24 protein-coding genes are annotated in these 26012 nt (G+C 48.0%); 20 read left to right on the top strand and 4 right to left on the bottom strand.

The genetic code is table 11. The features are described 5' to 3' along the window. The first annotated feature begins 10 nt into the window (after nucleotides 1–10). From ispC to HZU75_RS00145, 14 genes are all read left to right on the top strand, one after another. Nucleotides 11–1216 (top strand): 1-deoxy-D-xylulose-5-phosphate reductoisomerase, encoded by a 1206-nt coding sequence (gene ispC, locus HZU75_RS00210; protein ID WP_180307230.1) that lies wholly within the window; start codon nucleotides 11–13, stop codon nucleotides 1214–1216. Between the two features lie 3 nt (nucleotides 1217–1219). Beyond that, nucleotides 1220–2563 carry an RIP metalloprotease RseP gene (gene rseP, locus HZU75_RS00205; RefSeq protein WP_180307229.1) on the top strand — a complete coding sequence of 448 codons (1344 nt, stop codon included), beginning with the start codon at nucleotides 1220–1222 and terminating at the stop codon, nucleotides 2561–2563. 27 nt (nucleotides 2564–2590) lie between these two features. Further along, nucleotides 2591–4882: an outer membrane protein assembly factor BamA gene (bamA, locus tag HZU75_RS00200; RefSeq protein WP_180307228.1), complete on the top strand. Its 2292-nt coding sequence runs from the start codon at nucleotides 2591–2593 to the stop codon at nucleotides 4880–4882. Nucleotides 4883–4898: 16 nt separating this feature from the next. Further along, the gene (locus HZU75_RS00195; RefSeq protein ID WP_180307227.1) at nucleotides 4899–5390 is read left to right on the top strand and encodes an OmpH/Skp family outer membrane protein; all 492 of its coding nucleotides are present in this window, start codon (nucleotides 4899–4901) and stop codon (nucleotides 5388–5390) included. Beyond that, nucleotides 5390–6451, top strand: a complete 1062-nt coding sequence (gene lpxD / locus HZU75_RS00190) for a UDP-3-O-(3-hydroxymyristoyl)glucosamine N-acyltransferase (protein WP_228028129.1) — start codon at nucleotides 5390–5392, stop codon at nucleotides 6449–6451. The genes HZU75_RS00195 and lpxD overlap by 1 nt, the downstream gene beginning before the upstream one ends. A gap of 13 nt (nucleotides 6452–6464) precedes the next feature. Next, entirely contained in the window at nucleotides 6465–6881 is a 417-nt protein-coding gene (gene fabZ / locus HZU75_RS00185; RefSeq protein ID WP_265575748.1) for a 3-hydroxyacyl-ACP dehydratase FabZ, read from the top strand. Between the two features lie 12 nt (nucleotides 6882–6893). Next, complete coding sequence (lpxA, locus tag HZU75_RS00180; RefSeq protein ID WP_180307226.1) at nucleotides 6894–7670, top strand: acyl-ACP--UDP-N-acetylglucosamine O-acyltransferase; 777 nt, start codon at nucleotides 6894–6896, stop codon at nucleotides 7668–7670. Nucleotides 7671–7674: 4 nt separating this feature from the next. Further along, complete coding sequence (gene lpxB, locus HZU75_RS00175) at nucleotides 7675–8856, top strand: lipid-A-disaccharide synthase (protein ID WP_180307225.1); 1182 nt, start codon at nucleotides 7675–7677, stop codon at nucleotides 8854–8856. Continuing rightward, nucleotides 8850–9425: a ribonuclease HII gene (gene rnhB / locus HZU75_RS00170; protein WP_180307224.1), complete on the top strand. Its 576-nt coding sequence runs from the start codon at nucleotides 8850–8852 to the stop codon at nucleotides 9423–9425. Before lpxB ends, rnhB begins: the two co-directional genes overlap by 7 nt. A gap of 97 nt (nucleotides 9426–9522) precedes the next feature. After that, nucleotides 9523–10383, top strand: a complete 861-nt coding sequence (motA, locus tag HZU75_RS00165; RefSeq protein WP_180307223.1) for a flagellar motor stator protein MotA — start codon at nucleotides 9523–9525, stop codon at nucleotides 10381–10383. Between the two features lie 38 nt (nucleotides 10384–10421). Continuing rightward, nucleotides 10422–11315, top strand: coding sequence for a flagellar motor protein MotB (gene motB, locus HZU75_RS00160; RefSeq protein WP_180307222.1), 894 nt, complete (start codon nucleotides 10422–10424; stop codon nucleotides 11313–11315). Between the two features lie 14 nt (nucleotides 11316–11329). Next, nucleotides 11330–12055: a class I SAM-dependent methyltransferase gene (locus HZU75_RS00155; RefSeq protein WP_180307221.1), complete on the top strand. Its 726-nt coding sequence runs from the start codon at nucleotides 11330–11332 to the stop codon at nucleotides 12053–12055. Then, the gene (locus tag HZU75_RS00150) at nucleotides 12043–13428 is read left to right on the top strand and encodes an HDOD domain-containing protein (RefSeq protein WP_180307220.1); all 1386 of its coding nucleotides are present in this window, start codon (nucleotides 12043–12045) and stop codon (nucleotides 13426–13428) included. Before HZU75_RS00155 ends, HZU75_RS00150 begins: the two co-directional genes overlap by 13 nt. Before the next feature lie 7 nt (nucleotides 13429–13435). Next, nucleotides 13436–14209: a TrmH family RNA methyltransferase gene (locus HZU75_RS00145; RefSeq protein ID WP_180307219.1), complete on the top strand. Its 774-nt coding sequence runs from the start codon at nucleotides 13436–13438 to the stop codon at nucleotides 14207–14209. 49 nt (nucleotides 14210–14258) lie between these two features. Here the strand turns inward: HZU75_RS00145 and lolD are convergent, their stop codons facing one another. From lolD to HZU75_RS17680, 4 genes are all read right to left on the bottom strand, one after another. Beyond that, nucleotides 14259–14942, bottom strand: a complete 684-nt coding sequence (gene lolD, locus HZU75_RS00140) for a lipoprotein-releasing ABC transporter ATP-binding protein LolD (protein ID WP_180307218.1) — start codon at nucleotides 14940–14942, stop codon at nucleotides 14259–14261. Between the two features lie 7 nt (nucleotides 14943–14949). Next, nucleotides 14950–16185, bottom strand: a complete 1236-nt coding sequence (locus HZU75_RS00135; protein WP_180307217.1) for a lipoprotein-releasing ABC transporter permease subunit — start codon at nucleotides 16183–16185, stop codon at nucleotides 14950–14952. Between the two features lie 95 nt (nucleotides 16186–16280). Next, nucleotides 16281–16460 carry a hypothetical protein gene (locus tag HZU75_RS00130; protein WP_180305655.1) on the bottom strand — a complete coding sequence of 60 codons (180 nt, stop codon included), beginning with the start codon at nucleotides 16458–16460 and terminating at the stop codon, nucleotides 16281–16283. Beyond that, nucleotides 16409–16666, bottom strand: a complete 258-nt coding sequence (locus tag HZU75_RS17680; RefSeq protein ID WP_228028287.1) for a DUF4124 domain-containing protein — start codon at nucleotides 16664–16666, stop codon at nucleotides 16409–16411. Before HZU75_RS17680 ends, HZU75_RS00130 begins: the two co-directional genes overlap by 52 nt. Before the next feature lie 214 nt (nucleotides 16667–16880). Here HZU75_RS17680 and HZU75_RS00120 point away from each other — a divergent pair, with 214 nt between their 5' ends. The 6 genes from HZU75_RS00120 to HZU75_RS00095 all read left to right on the top strand — a co-directional run bounded on the left by HZU75_RS00120 (nucleotide 16881) and on the right by HZU75_RS00095 (nucleotide 25924). Further along, on the top strand, nucleotides 16881–17531 hold the full coding sequence (locus HZU75_RS00120) for a TetR/AcrR family transcriptional regulator (RefSeq protein WP_180307215.1): 651 nt from the start codon (nucleotides 16881–16883) through the stop codon (nucleotides 17529–17531). A gap of 9 nt (nucleotides 17532–17540) precedes the next feature. Next, nucleotides 17541–19997, top strand: a complete 2457-nt coding sequence (locus HZU75_RS00115; RefSeq protein WP_180307214.1) for an acyl-CoA dehydrogenase — start codon at nucleotides 17541–17543, stop codon at nucleotides 19995–19997. Between the two features lie 74 nt (nucleotides 19998–20071). Next, on the top strand, nucleotides 20072–21412 hold the full coding sequence (locus tag HZU75_RS00110; protein ID WP_180307213.1) for an OmpP1/FadL family transporter: 1341 nt from the start codon (nucleotides 20072–20074) through the stop codon (nucleotides 21410–21412). A 70-nt stretch (nucleotides 21413–21482) separates the two neighbouring features. After that, on the top strand, nucleotides 21483–23882 hold the full coding sequence (locus HZU75_RS00105) for a 3-hydroxyacyl-CoA dehydrogenase/enoyl-CoA hydratase family protein (RefSeq protein WP_180307212.1): 2400 nt from the start codon (nucleotides 21483–21485) through the stop codon (nucleotides 23880–23882). 186 nt (nucleotides 23883–24068) lie between these two features. After that, nucleotides 24069–25274 (top strand): acetyl-CoA C-acyltransferase, encoded by a 1206-nt coding sequence (locus HZU75_RS00100; protein ID WP_180307211.1) that lies wholly within the window; start codon nucleotides 24069–24071, stop codon nucleotides 25272–25274. A 77-nt stretch (nucleotides 25275–25351) separates the two neighbouring features. Continuing rightward, nucleotides 25352–25924, top strand: a complete 573-nt coding sequence (locus HZU75_RS00095) for a chalcone isomerase family protein (protein WP_180307210.1) — start codon at nucleotides 25352–25354, stop codon at nucleotides 25922–25924. Nucleotides 25925–26012: the final 88 nt, after the last annotated feature.

Raw genomic sequence — 26012 nt, 5'->3', positions numbered from 1 at the left:
GGTCAAAAGTATGCAGCACGCTAAGCAAGTAATCACTATCCTTGGGGCAACAGGGAGTATTGGGCAAAGTACTTTAGATGTAATCGCTCGCCACCCCGAGCGCTACGAGGTTTTTGCTGTATCTGGGGCTACGCAGCTTGAACGGCTGGTTCAAATTGCAGCACAGTTTCTTCCGCGGTATATCGTTGTGTTGGAAGAGGCGAATGCAGCTTTAATAAGGGCACAATTAAAAGATCGAGCACTAAAATCTGAGGTGCTAGTGGGGCAGGATGCTCTCATAGCTATCGCCACAGCGCCCGAGGTCGATGCTGTGATGGCCGCAATAGTAGGAGCGGCAGGTATGCCTGCAACTTTGGCGGCGGCGCAGGCAGGTAAAAAAGTGCTGCTTGCCAATAAAGAAACCTTGGTGTTGGCTGGCCAATTGTTCATGGATGCCGTGAAAGCTTCCGGGGCTCAGCTTTTGCCAATTGATAGTGAACACAATGCTATTTTTCAGTCGCTGCCAGCCATATACCGCGAGCAGCCTTATGCCAGTAGTTTCGATTCGGCTGGAATTGAAAAACTGCTGCTAACTGCATCGGGTGGGCCTTTTCGGACTCGACCGTTTGATACGTTGGCATCCATTACGCCAGCTGAAGCGATCAAACATCCAAACTGGTCAATGGGGCGTAAAATATCGGTCGACTCAGCTAGCCTGATGAATAAGGGCTTGGAGGTGATTGAGGCGTTCTGGCTATTTAATGCTCCGATCGATCGTATTGAAGTGGTGGTGCACCCACAGAGCGTCATCCATTCCATGGTGCAATATCGCGATGGCTCAGTGATTGCTCAGCTAGGCTCGCCTGATATGCGAACCCCTATTGCATATGGTCTAGCTTATCCCGAGCGTATCGAGGCTGGAGTCAAGCCGCTTGATCTCTTCAGTATTGCTCGTTTGGATTTTGAAGCGCCAGACTTGCAGCGTTTTCCATGTTTGGCTTTGGCGTACAGTGCTATCCGTCAGGGGGGGGCGGCACCGGCGGTCTTGAATGCAGCTAATGAAATTGCGGTTGATCGATTCTTAGCGGCTGAGCTGAAGTTCACCCAAATTCCACAGGTGATTGAAGCTTGTCTTGGGCAATTGGCGCATCGTCAAGTTACGTGCTTGCAGAGTTTGCTGGAGATTGATGCGGATACTCGATTGCTTGCCCAGCAGCTTGCTGCTGAGCTTAGGTAAAAAATGATGTTGACTCTTTTTGCATTTGCGTTTGCAATCGCCTTGCTGGTATTTGTTCATGAGTACGGTCATTACTGGGTTGCGAAGCGATGCGGGGTGGGGGTATTGACCTTCTCGATCGGCTTTGGCCGCCCTCTGTGTCAATGGAAGCGGGGTGAGACAACGTGGCAGTTGGCTGCAGTGCCATTGGGGGGCTTCGTGCGCATGATGGATGAAACCGAGGCGCCTGTGGCAGTACAAGCTAAAAATAAAGCATTCAACAATAAGCACCCATTGCAAAAAATGGCAGTGGTGTTTGCTGGGCCTTTAGCTAATTTGGTGTTTGCTGTTTTTGCCTTTTCGCTGTGCTTTGTTATTGGAATACAGGCACTTAAGCCGCAGGTTGCTTCTGTACAGCCTTTCAGTGCCGCATATCAGGCTGGGATTAAAAAAGGCGACCAAATTTTAGCGGTGGGCGATACCACAATCGATAGCTGGGATCAGTTGCAGGTCGAGCTGTTTGATTTTGCTGGCGAATCGGTTGCAGATCTCCGTGTTCAAGATCAAGCGGGTAATGTGAAGCAAATTGCTTTACCGCTTAGCCAATTGTCTTCGGAGCAATTTGATCAACATTTATTAGGGCGACTGGGTTTGTCCCCTTTTGCGAGCTCCCGCAAGATTGGTGCGGTACAAGCACAGAGCCCTGCTGCGCTAGCTGGCTTGCGCGCAGGTGATGAGGTCGAGCAAATAAATGGCAATGTTGTTAGCGATTGGTCCGATGTTCAAAAAGTGGTATTAGCCAGTGATCATCAATCTTTGCAGTTGGTCATCAAGCGCAACGGTCAATTGCAAAATTTGTCGATCACGCCGCGCATTGAGCTTGTCGAAGGCAAACAAGTTCCACGTCTCGGTATTTCACCGCAGGCCGATGACAATCAGAATGCGCAACAGGTCATGACTCAGCAGTATGATCCCGTTTCTGCTGTGGTCATGGGTGTGAAAAAAACCTACCAAATGTCGGTGATGACATTAAGGATGTTTGGCAAAATGCTGATCGGTGCTTTGTCACCCAAGCAAGTGAGCGGCCCATTGGGAATTGCTGAATATGCCGGGCAAAGTGCCGCTATGGGATGGCAGGCGTATTTACAATTTCTTGCCTTGATTAGCATTAGCTTGGGTGTGTTGAATCTGCTGCCTGTTCCAATTTTGGATGGCGGTCATTTGCTGTATCATAGCTACGAACTAATTACTGGAAAGACTGTATCTTTGTGGGTGACTCAATTGCTGCAAAAGATTGGTCTTGCCCTCCTGCTCATGTTGATGGCGCTGGCTTTGTTTAACGATGCCAGTCGTTTGTTGCTGGGTTAATCTATTACTTCCTCTATGCCGATAAAAATGAAATTTAAGCCTATGTACCTGCTGCTGAGTGCAGCACTTGCAAGTCTGAGCGTGAATGCTTTGGCTTTTGATTCATTCACTGTGCGCGATATTCGCGTTGAAGGTCTGCAACGGACAGATGCTGGTACGGTCTTCAATTATCTCGGAGTGAAGGTAGGTGAGCCATTTGATGACGCCAAGGCAAGTCAGGCGATTCGCAACTTATTTGCCACCGGCTTTTTTGATGATGTCCGGATTGAAGCAGATAAAGATGTCATTGTTGTAACCGTTGATGAGCGACCAACGGTGGCGCAGATCAATATCAATGGTTCAAAGCTAATTGAAAAAGACCAAATTAAAGCAGCACTCAAAGCACAGAGTTTAGCTGAGAGCCAAATTTTCCAGCAGGAAACGCTTGATTTAGCGATTAATGAACTCAAGCAGCAATACTATTCGCGCGGACGCTACTCAGTTGAAATTAAGCCAACTGTAACCAAGCTTGATCGCAATCGGGTCGGCATCCAGATTGATATTTCCGAAGGGGATGTTGCGCAAATTAAGAGTATCAATTTCGTTGGCAATAAAGTGTATAGCGAAGATGATCTGCGCGCTGCAATGTCGCTGACGACTAGTAACTGGATGACTTGGTATACCAAGACCGATCAATACTCTAAGCAAAAATTTGGGGCCGATCTGGAAGGAATTAAATCCCTCTACATGGATAACGGTTATATCAAGTTTTCTATTGAGTCGACTACAGTTGCTTTGTCTGAAGATAAAAGCGAAATGTATTTGACGGTCAATATTCGTGAGGGCGAGCAATATAAATTTGCTTCAGTAGATTTGGCGACTACTTTGCCAGAATATAAGGAGCCTTTGCTTGCTTTGGCTTTAATTAAAGCGGGCAATATCTACTCACGCGAAGAGGTGAATAAATCTACCGCTGCAATCTCAAATTATTTGGGTGAGCATGGGTATGCATTTGTCAATGTTAATCCATTGCCTGAAATTGATGAAGACAAAAAGTTAGTCTCAATTAACTTCATGGTTGATCCTGGTAAAAAGACCAGTGTGCGCCGTATTAATATTGATGGAAATAATCTAACTCGTGATGAAGTTGTGCGTCGTGAGTTGCGGCAAATGGAATCAGCTGAATATGATCTATCAAAAATCAAACGATCAAAAGAGCGTTTGCAGCAGCTAGGTTATTTTTCCGAAGTAAATATTGAAACACCAATTGTTCCAGATGCACTGGATCAAGTAGATATGAATGTCTCTGTAGTTGAGCAAAAAACAGGTAATTTCAATTTTGGCGTTGGCTATGGTCAAGGCGAGGGTGTTTTGTTTCAGGCATCGGTTTCTCAGGCTAACTTTTTGGGTACCGGTAAGCGCTTTTCTGCAGAATTGAATACTAGTTCATCGGCCAAAACCTATGCGCTTTCAATGAGAAATCCATATGCGACAGCAGATGGCGTAATGTTTGGTTGGAGTGTCTATGTCCGCTCAACAGATCCGAGTCAAATGGAGTTGGGTGAGTACTCTACCAACTCCAAGGGTGTCAATTTCAATTTTGGCATGCCTACTAGTGATTTTAATAATATCGGCTTGGGTTTGAATTATGAAAATCTCAAAATTACCACTAACTCTTCTTCTCCAAGCTATGTAATCGATCATGTAAAACAATATGGGGATGTGTCAGACACGTTCTCGTTATTGGCAAATTGGGATGCAGATGATAGAGACTCTGCGACATTTCCAACTAAAGGGTGGTATCGCAAATTAAATGCAGAGGTTGCTGTTCCGCCATCTGATTTAACATACTATAAGCTTTCAGCTCAGAGTCAGTTCTTCTATTCATTCAGAGAAAAGTCGCCAATCACTTTTGCGTGGAATATTGAGCTGGGATATGGTTCTGGCTATTCCGGAGATGACTTACCTTTTTACAAGAATTACTTTGCAGGTGGTGTGAATTCTGTTCGCGGCTATAAATCTGGCTCGTTGGGGCCTAAGGATGAAAATGGCGATGCGATTGGTGGTACAACACGATTTGTTAATAATCTTGAGTTGTACATGCCTCCCCCTGGTATGAAAGACGATAAATCGATGCGATTTAGTGTGTTTGCGGATGCAGGTAATATCTGGACTAAAGGTGAAACACCAGATTTTGGCTCATTACGTTATTCGGCAGGCGTTGGTTTTACCTGGATTTCTCCTATTGGGCCACTGAAACTGATTTGGGCAAAACCATTTAATAACAAAGATGGCGACAAAACAGAGAGTATTCAATTTCAGTTAGGACAGGTGTTTTGATTTAAAGGTGGCTTAAATGAAAGCAAAGATACTTGTTAGCGCATTGATTGCTTTTTCTTTACTCGCAGGCAAGGCGGGTGCTGATACGAAAATTGGGTTCGTCGATACGCAGAGAATTCTTCGTGAAGCAGGACCAGCTGTAAAAGCAGCAAAAAAACTTGAAAAGGAATTTGAGCCTCGCCGAATAGAGCTGCAAAAGGTCTCTGTGCAAGGCAAGGCATTACAGCAGCTGCTTGATAAAGGCTCGCTGTCTGAGGCTGATCGACGCGTGAAAGAGCGTGAATTATTAAAGTTGAATCAAGATTTTCAAAGAATGCAGCGTGAAATCAATGAGGATCTAAATTCACGAAGAAATGAAGAGTTGTCAGGTTTACAGGAGCGTGTGAATACTGCGATTCGAAGTATTGCGGATCAAGAAAAATTAGATATTATCTTGCAGGATGCAGTATATCGTAATCCTAAATTGGATATTACCGATAAGGTGTTACGCCAGTTGGTGGATAAATAATGATGCAGAGTATTGATGTTAGATTGTCTGACTTAGCTGAGAAGTTTGGCTGTGAATTGATTGGTGAAAACATCTGCGTTGCAGGCGTAGCATCGCTTTCCTCTGCGGCACACAGTGATTTAGTCTTTCTAAATAATGAAAAATTCATTGATCAACTGATTCACTCTAAGGCAAAGGCTGTTATTGCCAAAAGCAATGAAAAACTACCACTTGATCGTTCGTATCTAATTTGCCGGGATCCGGTGCTACTGTTTGCGTTAATCGCTGATTATTTTAATCCTCGTCCGCTCTCACAAGCGTCTATACATCCAACGGCTGTGATTGCAAGTGATGCCGTGATTGCCCCAGATGTTGAAGTTGGCCCGCATGTAACCATTGAGACCGGTGTAATCTTAAGCAGCGGTGTTCAAATTAAGGCTGGATGTTTTATTGGCGCCAACAGTGTAATTGGAGCTAATTCAATTCTTATGCCGCGAGTGGTGGTTTATTCAGATTCGATGGTTGGGGAGCGATGTGTCATCCATTCCGGGTGCGTTATTGGCTCTGATGGTTTTGGGAATGCATGGGCACGAGATCATTGGGTTCGTATTCCACAGTTAGGTCGTGCCATTATTGAGAATGATGTTGAAATCGGGGCAAACACTACAATAGATCGTGGTGCCTTGGATGATACGGTAATTGGTTCAGGTGCGCGTTTGGATAACTTAATCCAAATTGCGCATAACGTGAAAATAGGGTCAAACACCGCTATTGCAGCATGCACTGGTATAGCAGGGTCTGCGGAGATTGGTGCAAATTGTCTAATTGGGGGTGGTGCTTTAATAGCAGGTCATTTGAAGATCGCAGATAAAGTAACCATTTTGGCTGGCAGCGCCGTACCATCTAGCCTTTCAGAGGCTGGAGTTTACGCTTCAGGTGTGCCAGTAGTACCTCATGGAACTTGGCTTAAGAATATGGTTCATTTTAGAAAACTTGATGAACTTGCTAAGAAAGTGAAGCACATAGAAAAAATGCAAGTTGCGCAACAAACAACACAGGGAGAAAGCAGTGACACCAATTGATATTGTCGGCATTATGGAGCATTTACCACATCGTTATCCGTTTCTCTTAGTAGATCGCGTGCTGGAGTTAGAAGCTGGAAAATCGGTGAAGGCAATTAAAAATGTCACAATGAATGAGCCTTTTTTTCAGGGACATTTCCCTGGGTATCCAGTAATGCCTGGAGTGCTGATTCTTGAAGCTTTGGCTCAGGCTGCTGGGGTGTTAACATTTAAAAGTATTAACCCTCCACCATCAAAAAATACGATCCTGTTCTATGCCGGGATTGATAATGCACGTTTCAAGCGTCAGGTAGTTCCTGGAGATCAATTGATCCTAACCGCTGAAATTACTGCCTCTAAGCGTGGCATTTGGAAATATTCGGCTAAAGCCTATGTTGGTGATGATTTAGCTTGTGAAGCAGACTTGATGTGTGCTCAGCGTGAAGTGTAATTGGGGTTATTAATGGTCGATATTCATCCAACTGCTGTTGTTGACGCTACCGCAACCATTGCGGATGGCGTCACTATCGGGCCTTTCTCTATTGTTGGGCCCAATGTGAGTATTGGCCGAGATACAGTGATTGAATCTCACTGTGTGATATCGGGACATACGCAGATAGGGGCTGGAAATCGCTTTTATCCTTATTGTGCAATTGGTTGCGATCCACAAGATAAAAAATATGCGAATGAACCAACACAGTTGGTGATTGGTGACCGTAATACGTTCTTTCACAATGTGACCGTGTCAACTGGCACTGCGCAAGACAACGGTATTACTACAGTAGGCAATGACAATTGGGTTATGGCTTATGCGCATATTGCTCACGATTGTATCGTTGGCAATAATGTTATTCTGGCCAATGGCGCTACCTTGGCTGGACATGTGAATGTTGGTGATTTTGCTATCTTGGGTGGATTAACTGCGGTTCATCAGTTTTGCGTTATTGGGCAGCATACTATGGCGGGTGGTGGCTCAATTATTGTGCAGGACTTGCCTCCGTTTGTTATTTGCGAAGGCAATCGCGCGGTTGCTCGCGGTTTTAATAGTGAAGGAATGAAACGACGGGATTTCAAAGAGGCAGAAATTAAAGCCGTAAAGTCAGCATATCGGATGTTATACCGCTCTGGGTTGCCGTACGAGGATGTTGTAGCACAAATTTCTGAACAAGCGCAGCAAATGCCGGTACTAAATTCATTCGTAGAGTTTTTTGAGTTATCTAGTCGCGGGATTCTACGTTAGAGCAATGTCTGAATTTAACTTTGAACCACAAGCATGGCCAAAAATTGCAATTGTAGCAGGTGAGGCATCAGGTGATATTTTAGGGGCATCTCTGATTACCGAACTTAAGAAACATTTTCCCCGTGCTCAGTTTATTGGAGTTGCTGGTCACAAGATGCTTGCTGCTGGAGCTCAAACTATCGAGCCTCTTGAAACCTTATCAGTAGGTGGCGTCGTTGAAGTGTTGCGGCATTTACCTGCGTTGCTCAAATTACGTAAGCGACTTTTGTTAGGTTGTAAGCAAGGTCGGCCGGATCTTTTTATCGGTATCGATGCGCCCGATTTTAATCTTGGGCTGGCTCGCAAAGTAAAAAAACTTGGCATTCCGACTGTACATTATGTCAGTCCTTCAATCTGGGCTTGGCGCCCCGAACGGATTAAGAAAATCAAAGCAGCTGTTAATCATATTTTGCTGCTACTGCCATTTGAAAAAGAAATTTATGATCGAAATGGAGTCCCTGCCACATTTGTTGGGCACCCATTGGCAGATCAAATGCCTGTTGCTGTGCCCGCCACCACTTATCGCGAGTTGCTGAATTTGCCTGCTGACTCGCAAGTACTTGCTATTCTGCCTGGTAGTCGCCAACGTGAAGTTTTGGCACTTTCAGGCTTATTCATTGATACGGCATTAAAGCTGGCAGAAAAATATCCTCGAATGTTTTTTCTCGTGCCATTTGTGACTCGGGAAACTCGTGTTTTATTCGAACAGGAAGTGTGGCGACGGGAGGCTCAGTCTCTAAATTGGCGTTTAATGTTTGGCCATTCTCACGATGCGATGTCTGCCTCTGATGTGGTTTTACTGGCTTCTGGTACTGCTGCACTGGAATCTATGTTGGCTAAGCGTCCAACCGTAGTGGCCTACCGTGTGTCTGAGCTAACCTATAAAATTGTAAAGCGAAAATATTTACTGCCATTTGTAAGTTTGCCCAATATCATTAGCAACCAGTTTCTCGTTCCTGAATTTTTACAGCATGATGCACAGACTGAAAACTTAGTGAATGCGGTTAGTAATTATTTAGATGATAAAGTTTTACGTGTCGAAATTGGCGATAAATTCACTGAAATTCATATTGGCATGCGCTGTTCCGCTGGTGAGCGTGCAGCAGAGGCAATTCAACAAATGTTAGTACAGAGGGCTCCATGCTAATTTGCGGTGTGGATGAGGCTGGCAGAGGCCCACTGGCTGGCTCTGTTTTTGCTGCGGCTGTGATTTTGCCGGATGGTTGGAGTTGTTCTGGGTTGACTGACTCAAAGAAATTATCAGCCAAAAAACGTACTCAATTGGCTACGATTATTAAAGCTGAATCACTAAGTTGGTCTGTGGCAAGTGCTACAGTTGAAGAGATTGACCAGCTTAATATCTTGCAGGCAACCATGCTCGCAATGCAGCGGGCTGTTAAGGGCTTAGCCATTGCTGCTGAATATGCGCTAATTGACGGAAATAAAGTTCCTGTGCTTGATATCCCTGCCAAGGCAATTATTGGCGGTGATGCTACTGAGTTGGCAATTTCTGCAGCCTCTGTTTTAGCAAAGGTGTACAAAGACGCGGAAGCTGATGAGCTAGAGGCGCAATACCCAGGATATGGGTTTGCAAAACATAAAGGCTATGGCACTGCTTTGCATTTGGCTCAGCTTAAATTACTCGGTGCCAGCCGGTGTCATCGGAAGTCATTTGCACCCGTACGTGCAGCATTAATACAAACAAGCTTGTTTTAGTTTGATTTTGGTTGTTAGACGTTTTATCAGTCACTAAGATGAGCAATTGGTACTGGTATTCAGCATCTCTTTATAACGATAAATAGGGCGCGGACTTATGTTCGTCATTATTGGCTATATTTTTATGTGCGCATGTATTTTGGGCGCATATGCAGCACACGGGGGGCACCTCGGCGTTCTCTGGCAGCCATCCGAGATTGTTATTATTTTTGGTGGGGCTGTTGGGGGCATGATTGCCGCTCAAGGCGGCAAGGGTATGAAGGCGTTTGTTAAGGCCTTACCCACTATTTTCAAAGGTTCTGCCTACTCCAAGGCATTTTATATGGATCTTTTTGCCTGCCTTTTTGAGCTGCTTGCCAAAGTGCGCAAAGAAGGTTTGATGTCGATTGAGGGGGATGTAGAAGATCCTCACGCCAGCCCGATATTTTCCAAGTATCCCAAAATTTCTCACGATCATCATGTCACAGAATTCATCTGTGATTATTTGCGACTTATGGTTGGTGGTAATCTCAATGCGTTTGAAATTGAGAACTTAATGGATGTAGAGATCGATACTCACCACCATGAAGCAGAAGGACCTGCCTCTGCCATGGCGAAACTAGCGGATGGCTTGCCTGCATTCGGTATTGTTGCCGCGGTAATGGGTGTAGTGCACGTTATGGGGTCATTGCATTTGCCTCCATCAGAACTAGGTAAACTCATTGGTGCGGCGCTGGTAGGGACGTTTATGGGGATTTGGCTGGCTTATGGTTTTGTAGGGCCGCTTGCGCAAGTACTTGAAACCAAAAATGCCGAAATGCACCAAGTTTTGGTAACAATTAAAGTGACGCTTTTAGCCAGTTTGAATGGGTATGCACCACAAGTAGCAGTTGAGTTTGGCCGCAAAGCTTTGTCTTCTACTGAGCGACCATCGTTTAAAGAGCTTGAAGAGTTTGTTAAGAGCGCTAAAGGCAAATAAGACCTAACTGGCATAGCTAATTAGATATTGGACATAGTATGAGTGACGACTCCCAACGCCCCATAGTCGTAAAAAAAATCAAAAAAGGCGGCCATGGTCATCATGGCGGAGCTTGGAAGATTGCGTATGCGGATTTTGTAACCGCGATGATGGCTTTTTTCTTATTGATGTGGCTGCTGGGCTCGGTGTCTAAAGGTAATCTAAAAGGTGTTTCGGATTATTTTTCCAACCCTGTCAAAATTGCTAATGCGGGTGGTTCTGGAGCAGGTGAGTCAGATACGGTGATTCAAGGGGGGGGAAATGATCTGACTAAACAGGCAGGTCAAGTAAAAAAAGGTGAAACTCCTACTCAAACCGAAGCTGCTAAAGATAAACGTAGGCTATCGGAGTTAAAACAAAAGGTTGAAGCCTTGATGGATAATAAGATCAAGGAAGATTCAACACTGGCTAAATATCGTAATCAACTTAAACTCGATATGGTTGCAGAAGGCTTACGCATCCAGATTGTAGATGAGCAAAATCGACCGATGTTTAAATCTGGTAGCTCCGAGTTAGAAACGTTTGCTCACGGAGTTTTGCAGGAAATTGCTCAGCTTTTAAACGAAGTACCAAATGCAATTTCGCTCTCTGGCCATACTGACAGCAGTAAATTCGCAGGTGGCGCAGCTGGGTTTACCAACTGGGAATTATCCTCCGAGCGGGCAAATGCTTCACGACGCGAGCTGATTTTGGGTGGCTTGGATCCAAGCAAAATTCTCCGTGTTAATGGTTTCGGTGATGTGATCCCGCTTGATCCCAACAATATCTACAATCCAATTAATCGCCGTATCAGCATTGTGGTTTTAAATAAAGAAGCCGAATCTGATATACGTGCTCAAGCAGGGCAGCAGCCTGAAGAAACTAGTTCTGATGTGCCATCAGCTAGCCAGTAATTTTAATAGCTTTCATGCTTTCTATACTTAAGCCTTGGCGGCTATTTGTCCTCATTCAGTTTATTGGCGCATTGGTTTTTGCCGTTGTTTTGTTGTTTAACAGCGATATGCTCTTAGCAATGTGTGTTGCAACATTCTCTGCTGTATTACTGTCTTGGCACTGGCACCGGGAAAGTTGGTGGCGCTTGATTCACCTAGGTTTTTTACCACTAGTGCTATTTGCGCAGCAATTGAATTTACCGAGTTATTTGTACCTAGTTGCTTTTATTCTCTGTTGGATCATTTTTGGGCGTATTGCTCAATCTCGTGTGCCTCTGTTTCTTTCTGAAACTGAGGCTCTCGAGCATTTGGCCGAACGCTTACCGCATGGTGCTTCGTTGCTAGATGTTGGTGCAGGTACTGGCAGAGTGCTTGCCTATTTGCAACGAGTCCGGCCTGATTTGATTTTGCATGGAACAGAAATCGCATTTGTGCCTTGGCTCTATGGTCGTTTGACTCTTGATCAACGGATCAATTGGGGCCGTACTGACTATAATAAAATCGATTTCTCAGGGTACCAATGTGTCTACGCTTATCTATCCCCAGCCGTAATGTGCGATTTATGGCATAAAGCCACATGTGAAATGCAGCCTGGTACATTATTGATAAGCAATAGTTTTGAAATCGAACAGCAAGAACCCGATGAGGTCATACCGCTCAATGATTGGAAAAGTGGGAAATTATTGATATGGCACATGTAGCCAGTGGCAATCAGCATTGGTTAAGCAAACCTCTGCCGATTTTGCAAAGCTCACGCAATCATATTATTGGTATGGTGCGTCGTGCTGACCGGATCAAACCCGCTGAGATTGCTGAAGTAGTCCTGCAAGATCCTCTGCTGGCCGCGCAGTTATTGCGAGTGGTGAATCACCGCAATAAAACTAGTCTGAGTGCCGATATTTCTTCGATTGAAAGTGCTATCCTTTTAATTGGTGTAGTGCCTTTTCTTGACCGATTTGCTCGGCATCAGACGATTGAAAGCATCATGCTGCCTGCAATGCAGCAAGAGTATTCTGTTTTGCTAAAATGGCTTTTTCATGCCCAGTTACTGCGCCGCTTAGCGAAAGATTTTGCTACTCAGCGCTATGATTCCAAAGTCGATGTGGTTCAAGTCTCCGCATTAATAAGTCCATTGGATCAAATTTTAGCTCTGCTAAATAAAGCCTCCAATCTTGCCTTGTCTGATTCAACTTCAGACACATTAAAATTATTCCAAGCTTGGGATTATCCGACTGCCATTCTCGATTTACTCAGCGTGATGGCCGAACCAACTCCACGCTATGCTTTGCACAAAGCCCTCGTGTCGTTAATGTCGAGCCTAGATAAAGGCTGGTGGCAGCCTGAAATTCCAGCGTATTTGCAAACAATTGCGCTGATTCTGGGGCAGGAAGTAGGGGACGTCTGGCGCACCGTTACAAAATTTATGCTCCGCTTAACCCATCAATTGGGTGATCAATCGGCGTTCTACAGCTCTGCACGTTGGTTGGCAATGCAGCCTGGCGATTGGCCTGTGCCACACGTCGTTGTCGCGAAGCCGGAGGCCACTCCCGTGGTGATTGGCAAAGATGTGTTGGTAGAGCGTATGCAGGCATTGCATTTGGCCGGAATGCAAGGTGCACCAACCAATCAAGTGATGTCACTGGCAATTAAGGCTATTGCTGATGGATTGGGTATGCAGCGCATTGCGTTTGCACTGTTTATTGCTGCTGAAAACAGCCTGCGATCTCGTTATGTGCAAGGCCGTGATGCTGATGGGCTGCGACAGTTGATTCTACCGCTAGAAGAAATGCATCTGTTTACCCGTTTACTGCAAAAACCAAGCAGTATTTGGCTCAATTCGGGTAATGCCAGCCAATACCAAGCATTGTTGCCATCAGAATTTCGTGAACAGGTGCAAACTGATAGTTTTTGTGCAATGTCGATTTTTGTTGGCGATAAACCGCTTGGCATCTTATACGCAGATGTCGGTGATCAAGCCCAAGTTTCCGACTATCAATATCAGCATTTTAAGCAAATTAGTACGCTAACGAGCCGTGCTTTAGCGCATAATGCACGCCGCAAACTGGCAATCTGATGGTGGTATGGAAACAATTACTTCGCAGCAAAACCCGCATTTCAAACTGGCACTGAAATTAAGCCAGTCAAAACGTGAGCGTAACAAATCAGGACTAACGCTACTTGATGGTAGCCACCTCATTTTGGCTTGGCTTGATGCTGGCCGCGCAATTCAAACGCTCTTACTTACCGAACGGGGAACACAAAAGCCTGAAATTGCGACCATCCTGGCGCGCACTAATGCCAAAAAACTCATTCTCAGTGATGAGTTATTTGAAGCCCTGAGCGAGCTACCCAGCGCAACCGGAATTTTGGCGCAGGTACAAATTCCGCATCCGCCGGTTCCACAATTGCATGGACGATGCTTATTGCTTGATGGTGTGCAGGACCCGGGCAATGTTGGTGCTATTTTGCGAACCGCTTACGCCGCTGGGGTTGAGCAAGTCTGGCTCTCTGCCGCTTGTCCCGACATTTGGTCACCCAAGGTGTTGCGTGCTGGGATGGGGGCTCAAGTGGTTTTGCCGTGCATTGAAAATGCTGATCTATTGCAGCTTGCGGCGCAGTATTCCGGAAAAATAATTGCTACTTTGCTAGATCAAAACGCCATTGATTTATATGCCAGTGATTTACGGGGAGATGTTGCACTCGTCGTCGGCTCAGAAGGGCAAGGGGTGTCTACCGAACTGGCTGCCATGTGTAGTTTGAAGGTGCTGATACCAATGCAGCTTGGGATCGAGTCTTTGAATGTGGGCCATGCAGCCGCTATTTGTTTGTATGAGATATATCGCCAGAATAACTAGGGTATCTGCCTGAAGGCTTTTCCTTAAAATGCTTTCACGCTGATACCTGCTAGTTATTTAGTTTTCCATCGCTCATATGAATCACACGCTGGCAGCGTTGTGCCAATGATGCGTCATGAGTGACCACAACAAAGCCAGTGCCTAAGTCGTGCGCTAGTTCAATCATTAAATCAAATACCGCCATGGCATTGCTGCGGTCTAAATTGCCTGTTGGTTCATCGGCAAGTACGCAGTTGGGTTGAGTAACCAAGGCACGTGCAATCGCCGCACGTTGGCGCTCGCCCCCCGAGAGTTCTCCTGGTTTGTGTGTGCTGCGATGCCCCAGTCCCACTCGCTCAAGCATTTGCTGAGCTTGTTGTAGCGCATCTGCTTTTTTTACTCGACGAATCAGTAGCGGCATCGCTACATTTTCGGCCGCGGTGAATTCTGGCAGCAAGTGATGAAATTGGTAAACGAATCCCAGATGCCGATTGCGCAGTTGACCTCGTTCATTTTCATTGAGAAGAAAGGGGTTTTTGCCCATTAAACTAACACTGCCCGAGCTTGGCTGATCGAGTGTGCCTAGGCAGTGTAACAGGGTGGACTTGCCCGAGCCCGATGCGCCAACCAGCGCCACGATTTCGCCACGGTTTAATTGAAAATCGATACCGCTGAGTACCGGAGTGCTGACCTTGCCCGATTGGTAGCTTTTGCACAGCTGATTGGCTGATAAGATGATGGAGTCAGATGACATAGTGTGCCTATTCGTACCGTAAAGCTTCGGCTGGGTTGACGCGTGAAGCACGCCAGCTTGGATAAAGAGTGGCCAGTAAGGCTAGCAGCAAAGAAATCACACCGATGCTCACGACATCAGCTGGAATCACGCGGCTTGGCAGTTCACTGATCAGGTAAACATCAGCGGACAAGATTCGGCTGCCGATAACACGTTCGATGAATGGCACTATCGTGCCTATATTCAGTGCAATAAGCACGCCGCCCACTACGCCACTTACGGTGCCAATCACGCCTGACATAGCGCCTTGCACCAGAAAAATTTTCATAATCGAGCTTGGTGAGGCGCCCAGTGTGCGCAGAATCGCAATATCAGCTTGCTTATCCGTAACGACCATCACTAATGTCGAGACTAAATTAAATGCAGCCACTGCAACGATAAGCGTCAAAATAATGAACATCATGCGTTTCTCAATTTCTACTGCTCTAAAGTAAGTTGGGTTTTCCTGACTCCAGTCGGCCACGAGTAAATCGGGTAAGTCACGGTTGATTTGCCGAGCAACCTGACGGGCTTGGAATAAATCGTCCAGCTTGATGCGCACACCTGTGACCGCCAGCCCTGTTCGGTAGAGCTTTTGTGCATCGGACAGGTGAATTAGGGCCAAATTCGCGTCGTAAGGGTAGTAATCTGCTTTAAAAATACCCACAACAGTAAATTGGCGTAAACGAGGAATTAGGCCGGCGGGCGTTACTTGTCCTTGCGGGGTAATTAGAGTGACTTTGTCACCCAGAGTGACGCCTAATTCTTGAGCCAGGCTCCAGCCAAGAACGACCGAGAACTCATCGGCTTTGAGTGCACTGGCAGAGCCTGCCAGCATTTTTTCGGTGATTTCACTGACTTTGGGTTCTTCGGCGGGTTCAATGCCGCGTACTAAAACACCTTTGACCTGGCTGCCGTTGGTAAAGAGCCCTTGACCTAGTACATAGGGGGCAGAACCTTTGACGTGAGGGTTTTGGCTGGCCACCTTGGCCGCAGTTTGCCAATCCGCTAGCGCATTACTTGGGCTAGAAATGGTGATATGTGAAGCCATGCCCAGAATACGGTTGCGTACTTCTTCCTGAAAACCATTCATTACGGAAAGCACAATAATCAGCGCTGCCACGCCAAGGGCTATGCCAACGATTGAAATCAAGGAAATAAACGAGATAAAACCGTTTCTGCGTTTGGCACGGGTATAGCGTAAGCCAATCAGTAATTCGTACATGTCTGCCGCCTTTGTCAGGGTGACGGCAGTGTAGCACAGCCGGCAATTAGATTACGACGTGCAATATTGTTGCCGCCAGATCGTTGAGTATGGGATCAGCGTGCTGGTTTGGGTTGCACCGCTGCTGGACGTAGCGGTAAACCATACACATTGCGCAGGTTGGCGGGGCGGCAAAACTCTGGATCCCGATTGGGGTTGTCGACACTGCAATTTTCCGTTGCGCTTAGATCAGGGTTGACTTTGGGCTTGGTCGGCGTCGGCGATGGGCTCGGCATCTGAGTTGGGCTGGGGGGGGTGTTGAGGTTGCGTTGCTCACAGCGGGTAAGGGTTTCGCAGCTTGTGCTCCAAAAGTTTTAAGCTCTTTGACTACAGACTGAGTACCTGTCAAGCAGGGGGTATCTTGATATGACGTCTTCCCTTGTTGGGTTTGGCACTTATACACCTGCTCAGCATAGAGCGGGCTTAGGAGGCCGCAAAGCATTAAGCCTGCAAGTCTGTGCATGGCGATGTTTCCATTTCAATGCTGCAAGTGCGGGGTGCTGTTTGCGAAGTGTTACCAATTAGCTGCAGCGATCTAAGCAAAAACCTGTATTTAAGCATTTGCTACTTGACTTATACGAGGCTGAGATTTAATTTTCAAACACTCGTTTGAAATTGATTTAAGTCAACTACAAAAATGGATGCCGGAGTAGACGATGGAAGCTGTAAAAAATCTCGATACATCCACTCGCATATTAAATGCTGCTGAGTTGCTATTTATCGACCACGGGTTTGATGGCACCTCGATGCGGCAAATTACCGCAGCAGCCGAAGTGAATATCGCCGCTGTAAATTATTATTTTGGGTCGAAGGATGGTTTGTTTCAAGCCGTTTTTGAGCGGCGTGCAGAGCCATTTGTGCGGCTTTCGCTGGCTAAACTCACCGAGCTCGAGGCAACCCCACAGGCCAATAACCCCATTGCAATTGCTGAATCATTTTTATCTGCCGCCTTGGAGATGGGAAGTAATCCTGAATACGGTGGTTTGGTGTTTGTGCGACTTTTGGCGCGCACCTATGTTGAACCACGTTCAATTTTGAAGGAAAAAATTCCACAGCGCTATGGTGAGTTAACCCGTCGCTATCAGGATGCGCTTGAGCGTGCGCTGCCAGATTTATCGTCCACTGAGGTGGCTTGGCGTTTTCACTTTATGACCAGTGCCATGTTTAACGCATTTGCCGGTAACCATGTGTTGCGACTTTTTACCGCTCAACCGATGGTCAATGCGCGTGATCCGCAACGCGTGGCACAAATGTTACTTCCGTTTATTTCTGCGGGCCTCACCAGCCCAGCAGCCGTTCAGGCCTAGGAGGCTAAAATGACCCTCGTTATTTGCATTGCAAGCGTAGTGTTGCTGTTGGGGGCTTTGGCGTATTTACGTGCGCCTCTCTGGCTCAGCTCCAGCATGATTTTGGCTGGTGCCGCTTATGGAGTTTTGATACAGGGGGCGTCGCCGATCTACTTATATGTATTGGTGACGCTGGCAATTATTTTGAATGTGAAGCCCTTGCGTCAGATTATTTTAACTGGCCCATTGTTTGGCATCTTCCGCAAAATTACACCTCCGATGTCACAAACTGAACAGGAAGCCATTGATGCTGGTACGGTGTGGTGGGATCGTGAGTTGTTCAGTGGCAAACCTAACTTTGCCGAATTGCATAATTACCCTGAACCGAAGCTAAATGCCGAAGAAGAAGCTTTTTTGAATGGCCCAACTGAGACTTTGTGCCAAATGCTTAACGATTGGGATATTACCCAAAATCGCAAAGATTTGTCGCCCGAGGTTTGGGACTACATCAAGCAAAATGGCTTTTTGGGCATGATTATCAAAAAAGAATACGGTGGAAAGCAATTTTCAAATTACGCCCATGCACGCGTGGTGACCAAAATTGCTACTCGCTCAGGAAGTGCAGCCGTAACGGTAATGGTGCCTAATTCCTTGGGGCCGGGTGAGTTGTTGCAGCACTACGGTACTACAGAGCAAAAAAACTACTATTTACCGCGTTTAGCCAAAGGTGAGGAAATTCCTTGTTTCGCACTGACCAGCCCTGAGGCCGGCTCAGATGCTGGCGGAATCCCCGATTATGGGGTGGTGACTCGTGGCAGCTATACCGATAAACGCACTGGGCAACGCCATGAAAACGTGCTGGGTATTCGGCTTAGTTGGGAAAAACGCTATATCACGCTCGGTCCGGTGGCGACGATTCTGGGGATGGCGTTCAAGCTGTACGACCCAGATCATCTGATCGGCACTAAGGATGATGTGGGTATCACTTGTGCGCTGATCCCGACTGATCATGATGGTGTGCATATTGGCCGTCGTCACTATCCCGGCACCAGCACTTTCCAGAATGGCCCCAACTGGGGTAAAGATGTCTTTATCCCTATGGATTGGGTGATTGGTGGGCAAGATTATGTCGGCCAAGGCTGGAAAATGCTGGTGGAATGCCTGTCGGTCGGCCGCTGTATTTCCTTGCCTGCGATGTCGGTCGCTTCCGGTAAATTGGCATCCTACACCACTGGTGCTTATGCACGGATTCGTAGCCAGTTTGGCTTGTCGATTGGCCGCTTTGAAGGGGTAGATGAAGCGCTCGGTCGGATTGGTGGCTATACCTATCAAATGGATGCCGCGCAACGCTTGGCGTTAACAGCGCTGGATATGGGGGAGAAGCCGTCAGTTTTGTCCGGTATTTTGAAATACCACAATACCGAGCGCATGCGTAAAACCATCAATGATGCGATGGATGTGCACGCCGGAAAAGCGGTATGTATCGGCCCGCGTAACTACTTGGCTCTTGGTTATCAGGCTATACCCGTCGCGATTACGGTCGAAGGCGCGAATATTCTGACCCGCAGCATGATTATCTTTGGTCAAGGTGCAATTCGCTGTCATCCGTTTGTACTCAAAGAATTACGAGCGGCTATGAACAAAGATTTGGCGGCATTTGATGCTGCAGTGATTGGCCATATTGGTTTTGCTATCTCAAATGCAGTGCGTGCCTTGTGGCTAGGTCTGACGGGTGCGCGTTTGGTTTCATCACCGAAAGATGGCCCGACGGCGCAAAATTATCGCGATATCGTTCGTTTTTCTAGTGCATTTGCCTTCCTGGCTGATTTAGGGATGGGTACGCTGGGCGGTAGTTTGAAATTTAAAGAGAAACTCTCGGCGCGCTTGGGCGATATGTTGTCCAACCTCTATATTGCCACCGCCGCTTTGAAAAAATTCCATGACGATGGTGAGCCTAAAGAAGATCGTCCACTGGTGCGCTGGGCAGTTGAGACCGCGCTTTATGATTGTCAGGAGGCGATGAATGGCTTTTTGGCTAACCATCCAAACCGCTTTATCGCTTGGTGCGCGCGGCGAATCGCATTTCCATGTGGCATGAGCATGAAAGCGCCCGCCGACCGGGTTGGGACGCGCATTGCTCGCACGCTGATGGAGCCATCTGTTGCGCGTGATCGTTTAGTTAAATATATGTATCGCCCCAATGATGAGCACGATTCGGTTGGCGTACTCGAGTTTGCGCTTAAAGCCGTCATTGAAACTGAAGGCTTGGAAAGCAAGTTGCGCCGAGCGCAGCGTGAAGGGCAGCTCAAGCAACTTACTGCATGCGCGCGTTTGCAAGAAGCATTGGCATTAGGCTTGATTAATGATGATGAGTTTGCCGCCGTGACGCGTGCACGGCGACTAAAGCGTGAAGTCATTATGGTCGATGATTTTGATGCCAATTTGGCTAACCCAGATCCTGATGCAATCCGTCGCAGTATTGTTTGATGAAGTCCCTTGGACGAGATAAGTACCAGACTAAGAGCTGGTTGATTGAAGCAGCACCACTTGGAGATACGATAATGATACAAAGCGCATTTACTCTCAAAACCACCGTTCGTTCTTTGAAAATGATTGGCTTAATGGGCGCGATGCTCAGTTCAGGCTCGGTCTTCGCTTCTGGTTACCACTTTGGTACACAAAGTGCCAGTAATCAGGGCGTGGCCAATTCTGGTGCTGCAGAAGTAATGGATGCTTCAACCATTTTTTACAATCCGGCGGGTATGAGTCGCCTAGAAGGTACACAGGTATCAGGTGTACTCAATGTCATCATGCCTGATGGTGAATTCACCAATACCAAAACAACCACTGCTTTAGGCAAAGCCACTGGTGGTAGTAATGGCGGTAATTTTGGCGTTACCACTGCCGTGCCACATGCGTATCTGACCCATCAGATTAATGATCAGTTGCATGTCGGGGTGGGTATGTTTGTGCCCTTTGGTTCGCACACTGATTACGACGCGGGTTGGGTGGGGCGCTACCAAACCCTTGAGAGCCAAATCAAAACCCTTAATCTGAATCCGTCCATCTCATATAAGTTTAATGACACCGTGTCAGTCGGTGCCGGTGTAAGTGTGCAATATATTGATGGCTTATTGAGCAAAGCGCTAGATTTAGGCACTGCTACGCGTAACCCCGCCTTGTCAGGCAACCCAGCTTACGATGGTAAATCGGAAGTGACTGGCGATGATATTGGCTATGGTTTCAATTTGGGCGCGCTATTTAATATTAATGAAGCGACGCGGGTGGGGGTTGCATATCGCTCAGCCATCAAGCACAAGCTTAAAGGCGATTTAAAATTTACCGTACCGGCTCAATTACAAGCCACTGCGATTGGTGCTTCACTGAAAGACACCGCCGCAACGCTAGACGTGGAAACACCTGAGTCGTTTTCGATTAATGCGTTTCATCAGCTCAATCAAGAATGGGCACTTACTGCTGATTACACATGGACTGGTCACTCGCGCTTCGATGAAATTCGCATCAAAGCGACCGGGCGTACTGATTCTGTGACCGTTACCAATTGGAGCGATACCAGCCGCTACTCAATTGGCGCTACCTACACGCCAAATCAAACTTGGTCTTTGCGCTTTGGTCTAGCTTACGATCAATCGCCTGAATCAAACGCGGCGGAGCGAATTGCGAGTATTCCAGATAGTGACCGCATCTGGTACGCGCTGGGCGGACGTTATAACTTTGACCAGAATAACTCGATCGACTTGGCCGCTATTTATGTTCAACTGAAAGATTCCAATATTGATCGTAAGCCACTACATCCTAGCGAAGCGGCGGCCGGCAATATCAGCGGCAATTACAGTGTTAGCTCGATCACGTTGGGTATGCAATACAACCATCGTTTCTAAGTCTCACCACTGCCCACTGCCGAGCGACGCACTCGCTCGGCATCAGTAAACCTCACTCGAGGCCTTAATAATGACTGCATTGAATCAAAAATCGACGACCCAAATTCGCCGAGTCGCCGTGCTGGGCGCGGGCGTGATGGGCGCGCAAATCGCGGCACATTTATCTAATGCTGGTATTGCCACGGTGCTGTTCGATTTGCCTGCACCGAACGGTGATGCGAACGGCATTGCGCTTAAAGCCATTGATAACCTGAAAAAACTCAAGCCAGCCCCGCTGATGTCGGCGGGCCGCGTTGATGGGATTACGCCAGCCAATTACGGTAGCGATCTGGCGCTGCTGGCCGATTGTGATTTGGTGATCGAAGCGATTGCCGAACGCCTCGACTGGAAATCAGACCTGTACGCCAAAATCGCGCCGCATCTAGCACCACATGCGATTTTAGCGACCAATACCTCGGGTCTGTCGATTGAGAGTCTGGCGCAAGCCGTGCCTGCCGAGTTGCGCGCGCGTTTTTGCGGCATCCATTTTTTCAATCCGCCACGCTATATGTATCTGGTTGAACTGATTGCTACACAAGGCGTACATGGCGATACCCTGGGTGCGCTGGAAACTTTCCTGACGCTGCGGCTGGGCAAAGGCGTTGTACGCGCCAAAGATACGCCCAATTTTATCGCCAACCGCATTGGCGTATTTTCGATGCTCACCACCATCAAGCATGCGCAAGACTTTGGCATTCGCTTTGATGTCGTCGACGATTTAACTGGCCCGCGTTTAGGGCGCCCTAAATCGGCGACGTTCCGTACTGCCGATGTAGTGGGTTTGGATACTTTTGCACATGTGGTCAAAACCATGACCGATACGCTGGCGAGCGATCCTTGGCACAGCCTGTTTACTACGCCCGATTGGTTGCAAAAGCTGATTGCGGCTGGTGCGCTGGGGCAAAAAACTCGCCAAGGCATTTATAAAAAAGTCGGGAAAGAGCTGCTGGTGCTGGATGTGAGCAGCGGTGAGTATGTCGCCGCTGGGCAAAAAGGCAGCGATGCAGTCAAGGCCTTGCTCAAAATTGCCGATCCAGCCGAACGGATCAAGGCCTTGCGTGAATCGGAATTGCCCGAGGCGCAATTTATCTGGGCTTGTCTGCGCGATGTTTGGCATTACATCGCCGTGCAGCTTGAGCACATTGCCGATAACGCCCGCGATGTCGATTTTGCGATTCGTTGGGGTTTTGGCTGGGCGCAAGGCCCGTTTGAAATGTGGCAAGCCGCAGGCTGGAAGGCCGTTGCTGAGGCGATTGCCGCCGATATCGCAGCAGGTCAAACGCTGAGCAGCACGCCACTGCCTGCTTGGGTATTGCAACGTGATGGCGTGCATGCCGCGAACGGCTCGTTGAATGCCGCGACGGGTGAGCTGGTGGGGCGTTCTACATTGCCGGTGTATCAACGTCAGCTCTATCCGCCGCAAGTGCTCGGCGAAGTCGCGCCCGATTTTGGCCAAACCATTTACGAGAACGACAGCGTACGGATGTGGTTGCCGCCCGCCGCTACGGGCGGTAATGATGTGCCGGTACTGTCATTCAAAACCAAAGCCCATTGCATCGGTGCTGGAGTATTGGCTGGGGTGCAAGAATCCATAAAGATTGCAGAGCAATACTATCAAGGCTTGGTAATTTGGCATCCGGAAGCGCCATTCTCGGTCGGTGCTGATTTGATGAGCATGGGTCCCGCGTTTATGACCGGTGATTTTGCCGCGATCGAGCAGATGGTGGCGGAATTTCAAAACACCTCTCAAGCGATTAAGTACGCCAAAGTACCCGTGGTTGGCGCAGCGCAAGGCTACGCGTTTGGTGGCGGTTGCGAGTTTCTGATGCATTGCGCCCGTGTGGTGGCGCATGTTGAAACTTATATCGGTCTGGTTGAAGTCGGTGTTGGCTTGTTGCCAGCCGGTGGCGGTTGCAAAGAGTTCGCGCTGCGTGCCTCCAAACTGGCCCGTAACGGGAATATTCTGGAAATCCTAAAAGACTATTACCTCGCCATGGCAACAGCCAAAGTCGGCACCAGTGCTGAAGAAGGCCAGCAGATTGGTTACTTGAAAGAGTCGGATATTGTCGTGATGAACGCCAATGAATTGCTGTTTGTGGCGCAAGCCCAAGTGCGTGCAATGGCCGCGACGGGCTACCGTGCACCAGTGCCGCCGAAGGCATTTGCTGTGGCAGGGCGCTCGGGTGCGGCGACGATCCGCGGCCAGCTCGTGAATATGTTGGAAGGTGGTTTTATTTCCAAATACGACTACCACATCGGCATGCAAATCGCCGAGGTGGTCACCGGCGGCGACGTTGAGGCAGGTACGTTGGTTAACGAGGACTGGATCTTGAAGCTGGAGCGTGAGCGTTTTATGGGGTTGCTGAAGAAAGGCAAAACGCAGGAGCGCATTATGCACATGATTGAATTCAACAAGCCCCTACGCAACTAAAAAATGGGCTTAAACCGGCTGCGCATCCCTTTATAGCGAGTCGTGCGGTACGCGGAATCCTCATGGACTTGATGTCCACTCCGGTTCCTGTGTTCCGTACTCCTGGCTCTAAATGGCGCTCGCTCGGGTTTAGCTTCATTTTTGGCTATTGATTAGCTCAGTAGTATTCATTTTGAGGAGCTCGGAATGAGCAAACAAATTCAAGAAGCTTATGTCGTTGCCGCAGTGCGCAGCCCGGTGGGTAAGGCACCGCGCGGTATGTTGAAAAATGTTCGCCCCGATGATTTGCTCGCGCATGTGCTCAAAGCAGCGATGGCGCAAGTACCGGGTCTTGACCCTGCACTGGTTGAGGATGTCGTGGTGGGCTGCGCGATGCCGGAAGGCGAGCAGGGCATGAATGTGGCACGCATCGGTGCGCTGCTGGCGGGGCTGCCCAATACGGTGGGCGGTATCACGATCAATCGTTTCTGCTCCAGCGGTATTAATGCGGTGGCGCTGGCGGCCGACAAGATCCGCCTTGGCGAAGCCGATGTGATGATTGCGGCCGGTACTGAATCGATGTCGATGGTGCCGATGGGTGGCAATAAATTGTCCTTGGGTAGCTCGATTTACGAGCGCGATGAAAACGTTGCGATTGCCTACGGTATGGGTTTGACGGCAGAAAAAGTAGCTACCCAGTGGGGGATTAGCCGCGAAGACCAAGATGCATTTGCCCTGCAGTCGCATACCCGTGCTTTGGCTGCCGCTGCCAATGGTGCATTCAGCGATGAAATCGCGCCACTGGATGTGACGTATCGCGTGCCCAATCTGGCGACGGGTGAAGTTGAGTTGGTCAGCAAAACGCTGACACAAGACGAAGGCCCGCGTGCGGATACTAGCCTTGAAGGCTTGGCAAAACTGAAAACCGTGTTCTCCGCCAAGGGCTCGGTGACGGCAGGCAATAGCTCGCAAATGTCTGATGGTGCTGCGGCACTGATTTTGGTGTCGGAAAAAATACTTAAGCAATTTAATCTGACGCCAGTAGCCAAGTACGTGACCTTTGCAGTGAAAGGCGTGCCACCAGCCATCATGGGGATCGGGCCGAAAGAAGCCATCCCGGCTGCGTTGAAGCAAGCAGGCTTGGGTTTGCAAGATTTGGAATGGATTGAACTCAATGAGGCATTCGCTGCACAAGCGCTCGCGGTGAGTCGTGATTTGGGGCTGGATATGAGCAAGGTCAATCCAAATGGTGGCGCGATTGCCTTGGGGCATCCGCTGGGCGCTACCGGCGCGATTCGTGCCGCCACGCTGATTCATGGGCTGCGTCGGCAAGGCAAAGCGGGCAGCTATGGCATGGTGACGATGTGTATTGGCACCGGTATGGGGGCTGCTGGTATTTTGCAGGTGCTCTAAGGCTGCTAATTGCTTGAATACTCAACCCGCCTTGTGCGGGTTTTTTATGCGCGAAAGCGCTATCGATGGAGATGAAGATGCCAAACAAATTGTTGATCGCAATGCTAGTTGCTGTGTTGCAGTTGGGTTCGGTTGGATATGCCGCAGAGGTGGAAGGGGTAAAGCTTGCAGACCAGCTTGAATTGGCGGGGCAGACTTTGCAGCTTAATGGTGCCGGTTTACGCAAAAAAATGGTGTTTGATGTGTATGTCGCTGCGCTGTATGGCGTGAATAAAACCTCTGAGGCGCAGCAGATACTCAGCGCTAAATCACCTAAACGCCTGCAATTGACTATGCTGCGCAACGTTGAAGGTAAAGCGCTGGCGGAGGCTCTGCGTGACGGGCTGCAGGAAAATCTGAGTGCTAGTCAATTTGCAAGCCATGTCTCACGCATTGCGGAGTTGGAGAAAATTCTGCTCGATACCAAGCAAGCCAATAAAGGTGATGTGATCAATCTAGATCTGATTGCGGGGCAAGGCACACGCATTCAATTTCGCGGTCAGGTGATTGGTAGTATTCAGTCTGATGAGTTTGCCCGTGATCTGCTGCTAATTTGGCTGGGTAATAAGCCGGTTCAGGATAGCCTTAAGGCCAAGCTACTAGGGCGTTGATCTGTAGTTTAGCTACAAAAGTATGCTGCCGTTGTTTTGTTGTCGTTACAGTGTTGTTACGTATTTATTGGTGTTTATGCTTTTATTT

Origin of the sequence: Chitinibacter fontanus, from assembly GCF_013423785.1 — a bacterium.
Classification (GTDB): Bacteria; Pseudomonadota; Gammaproteobacteria; order Burkholderiales; family Chitinibacteraceae; genus Chitinibacter; species Chitinibacter fontanus.
Note: the sequence above shows the minus strand (reverse complement) of the source record. Positions and strands in the feature narration are given on the sequence as shown.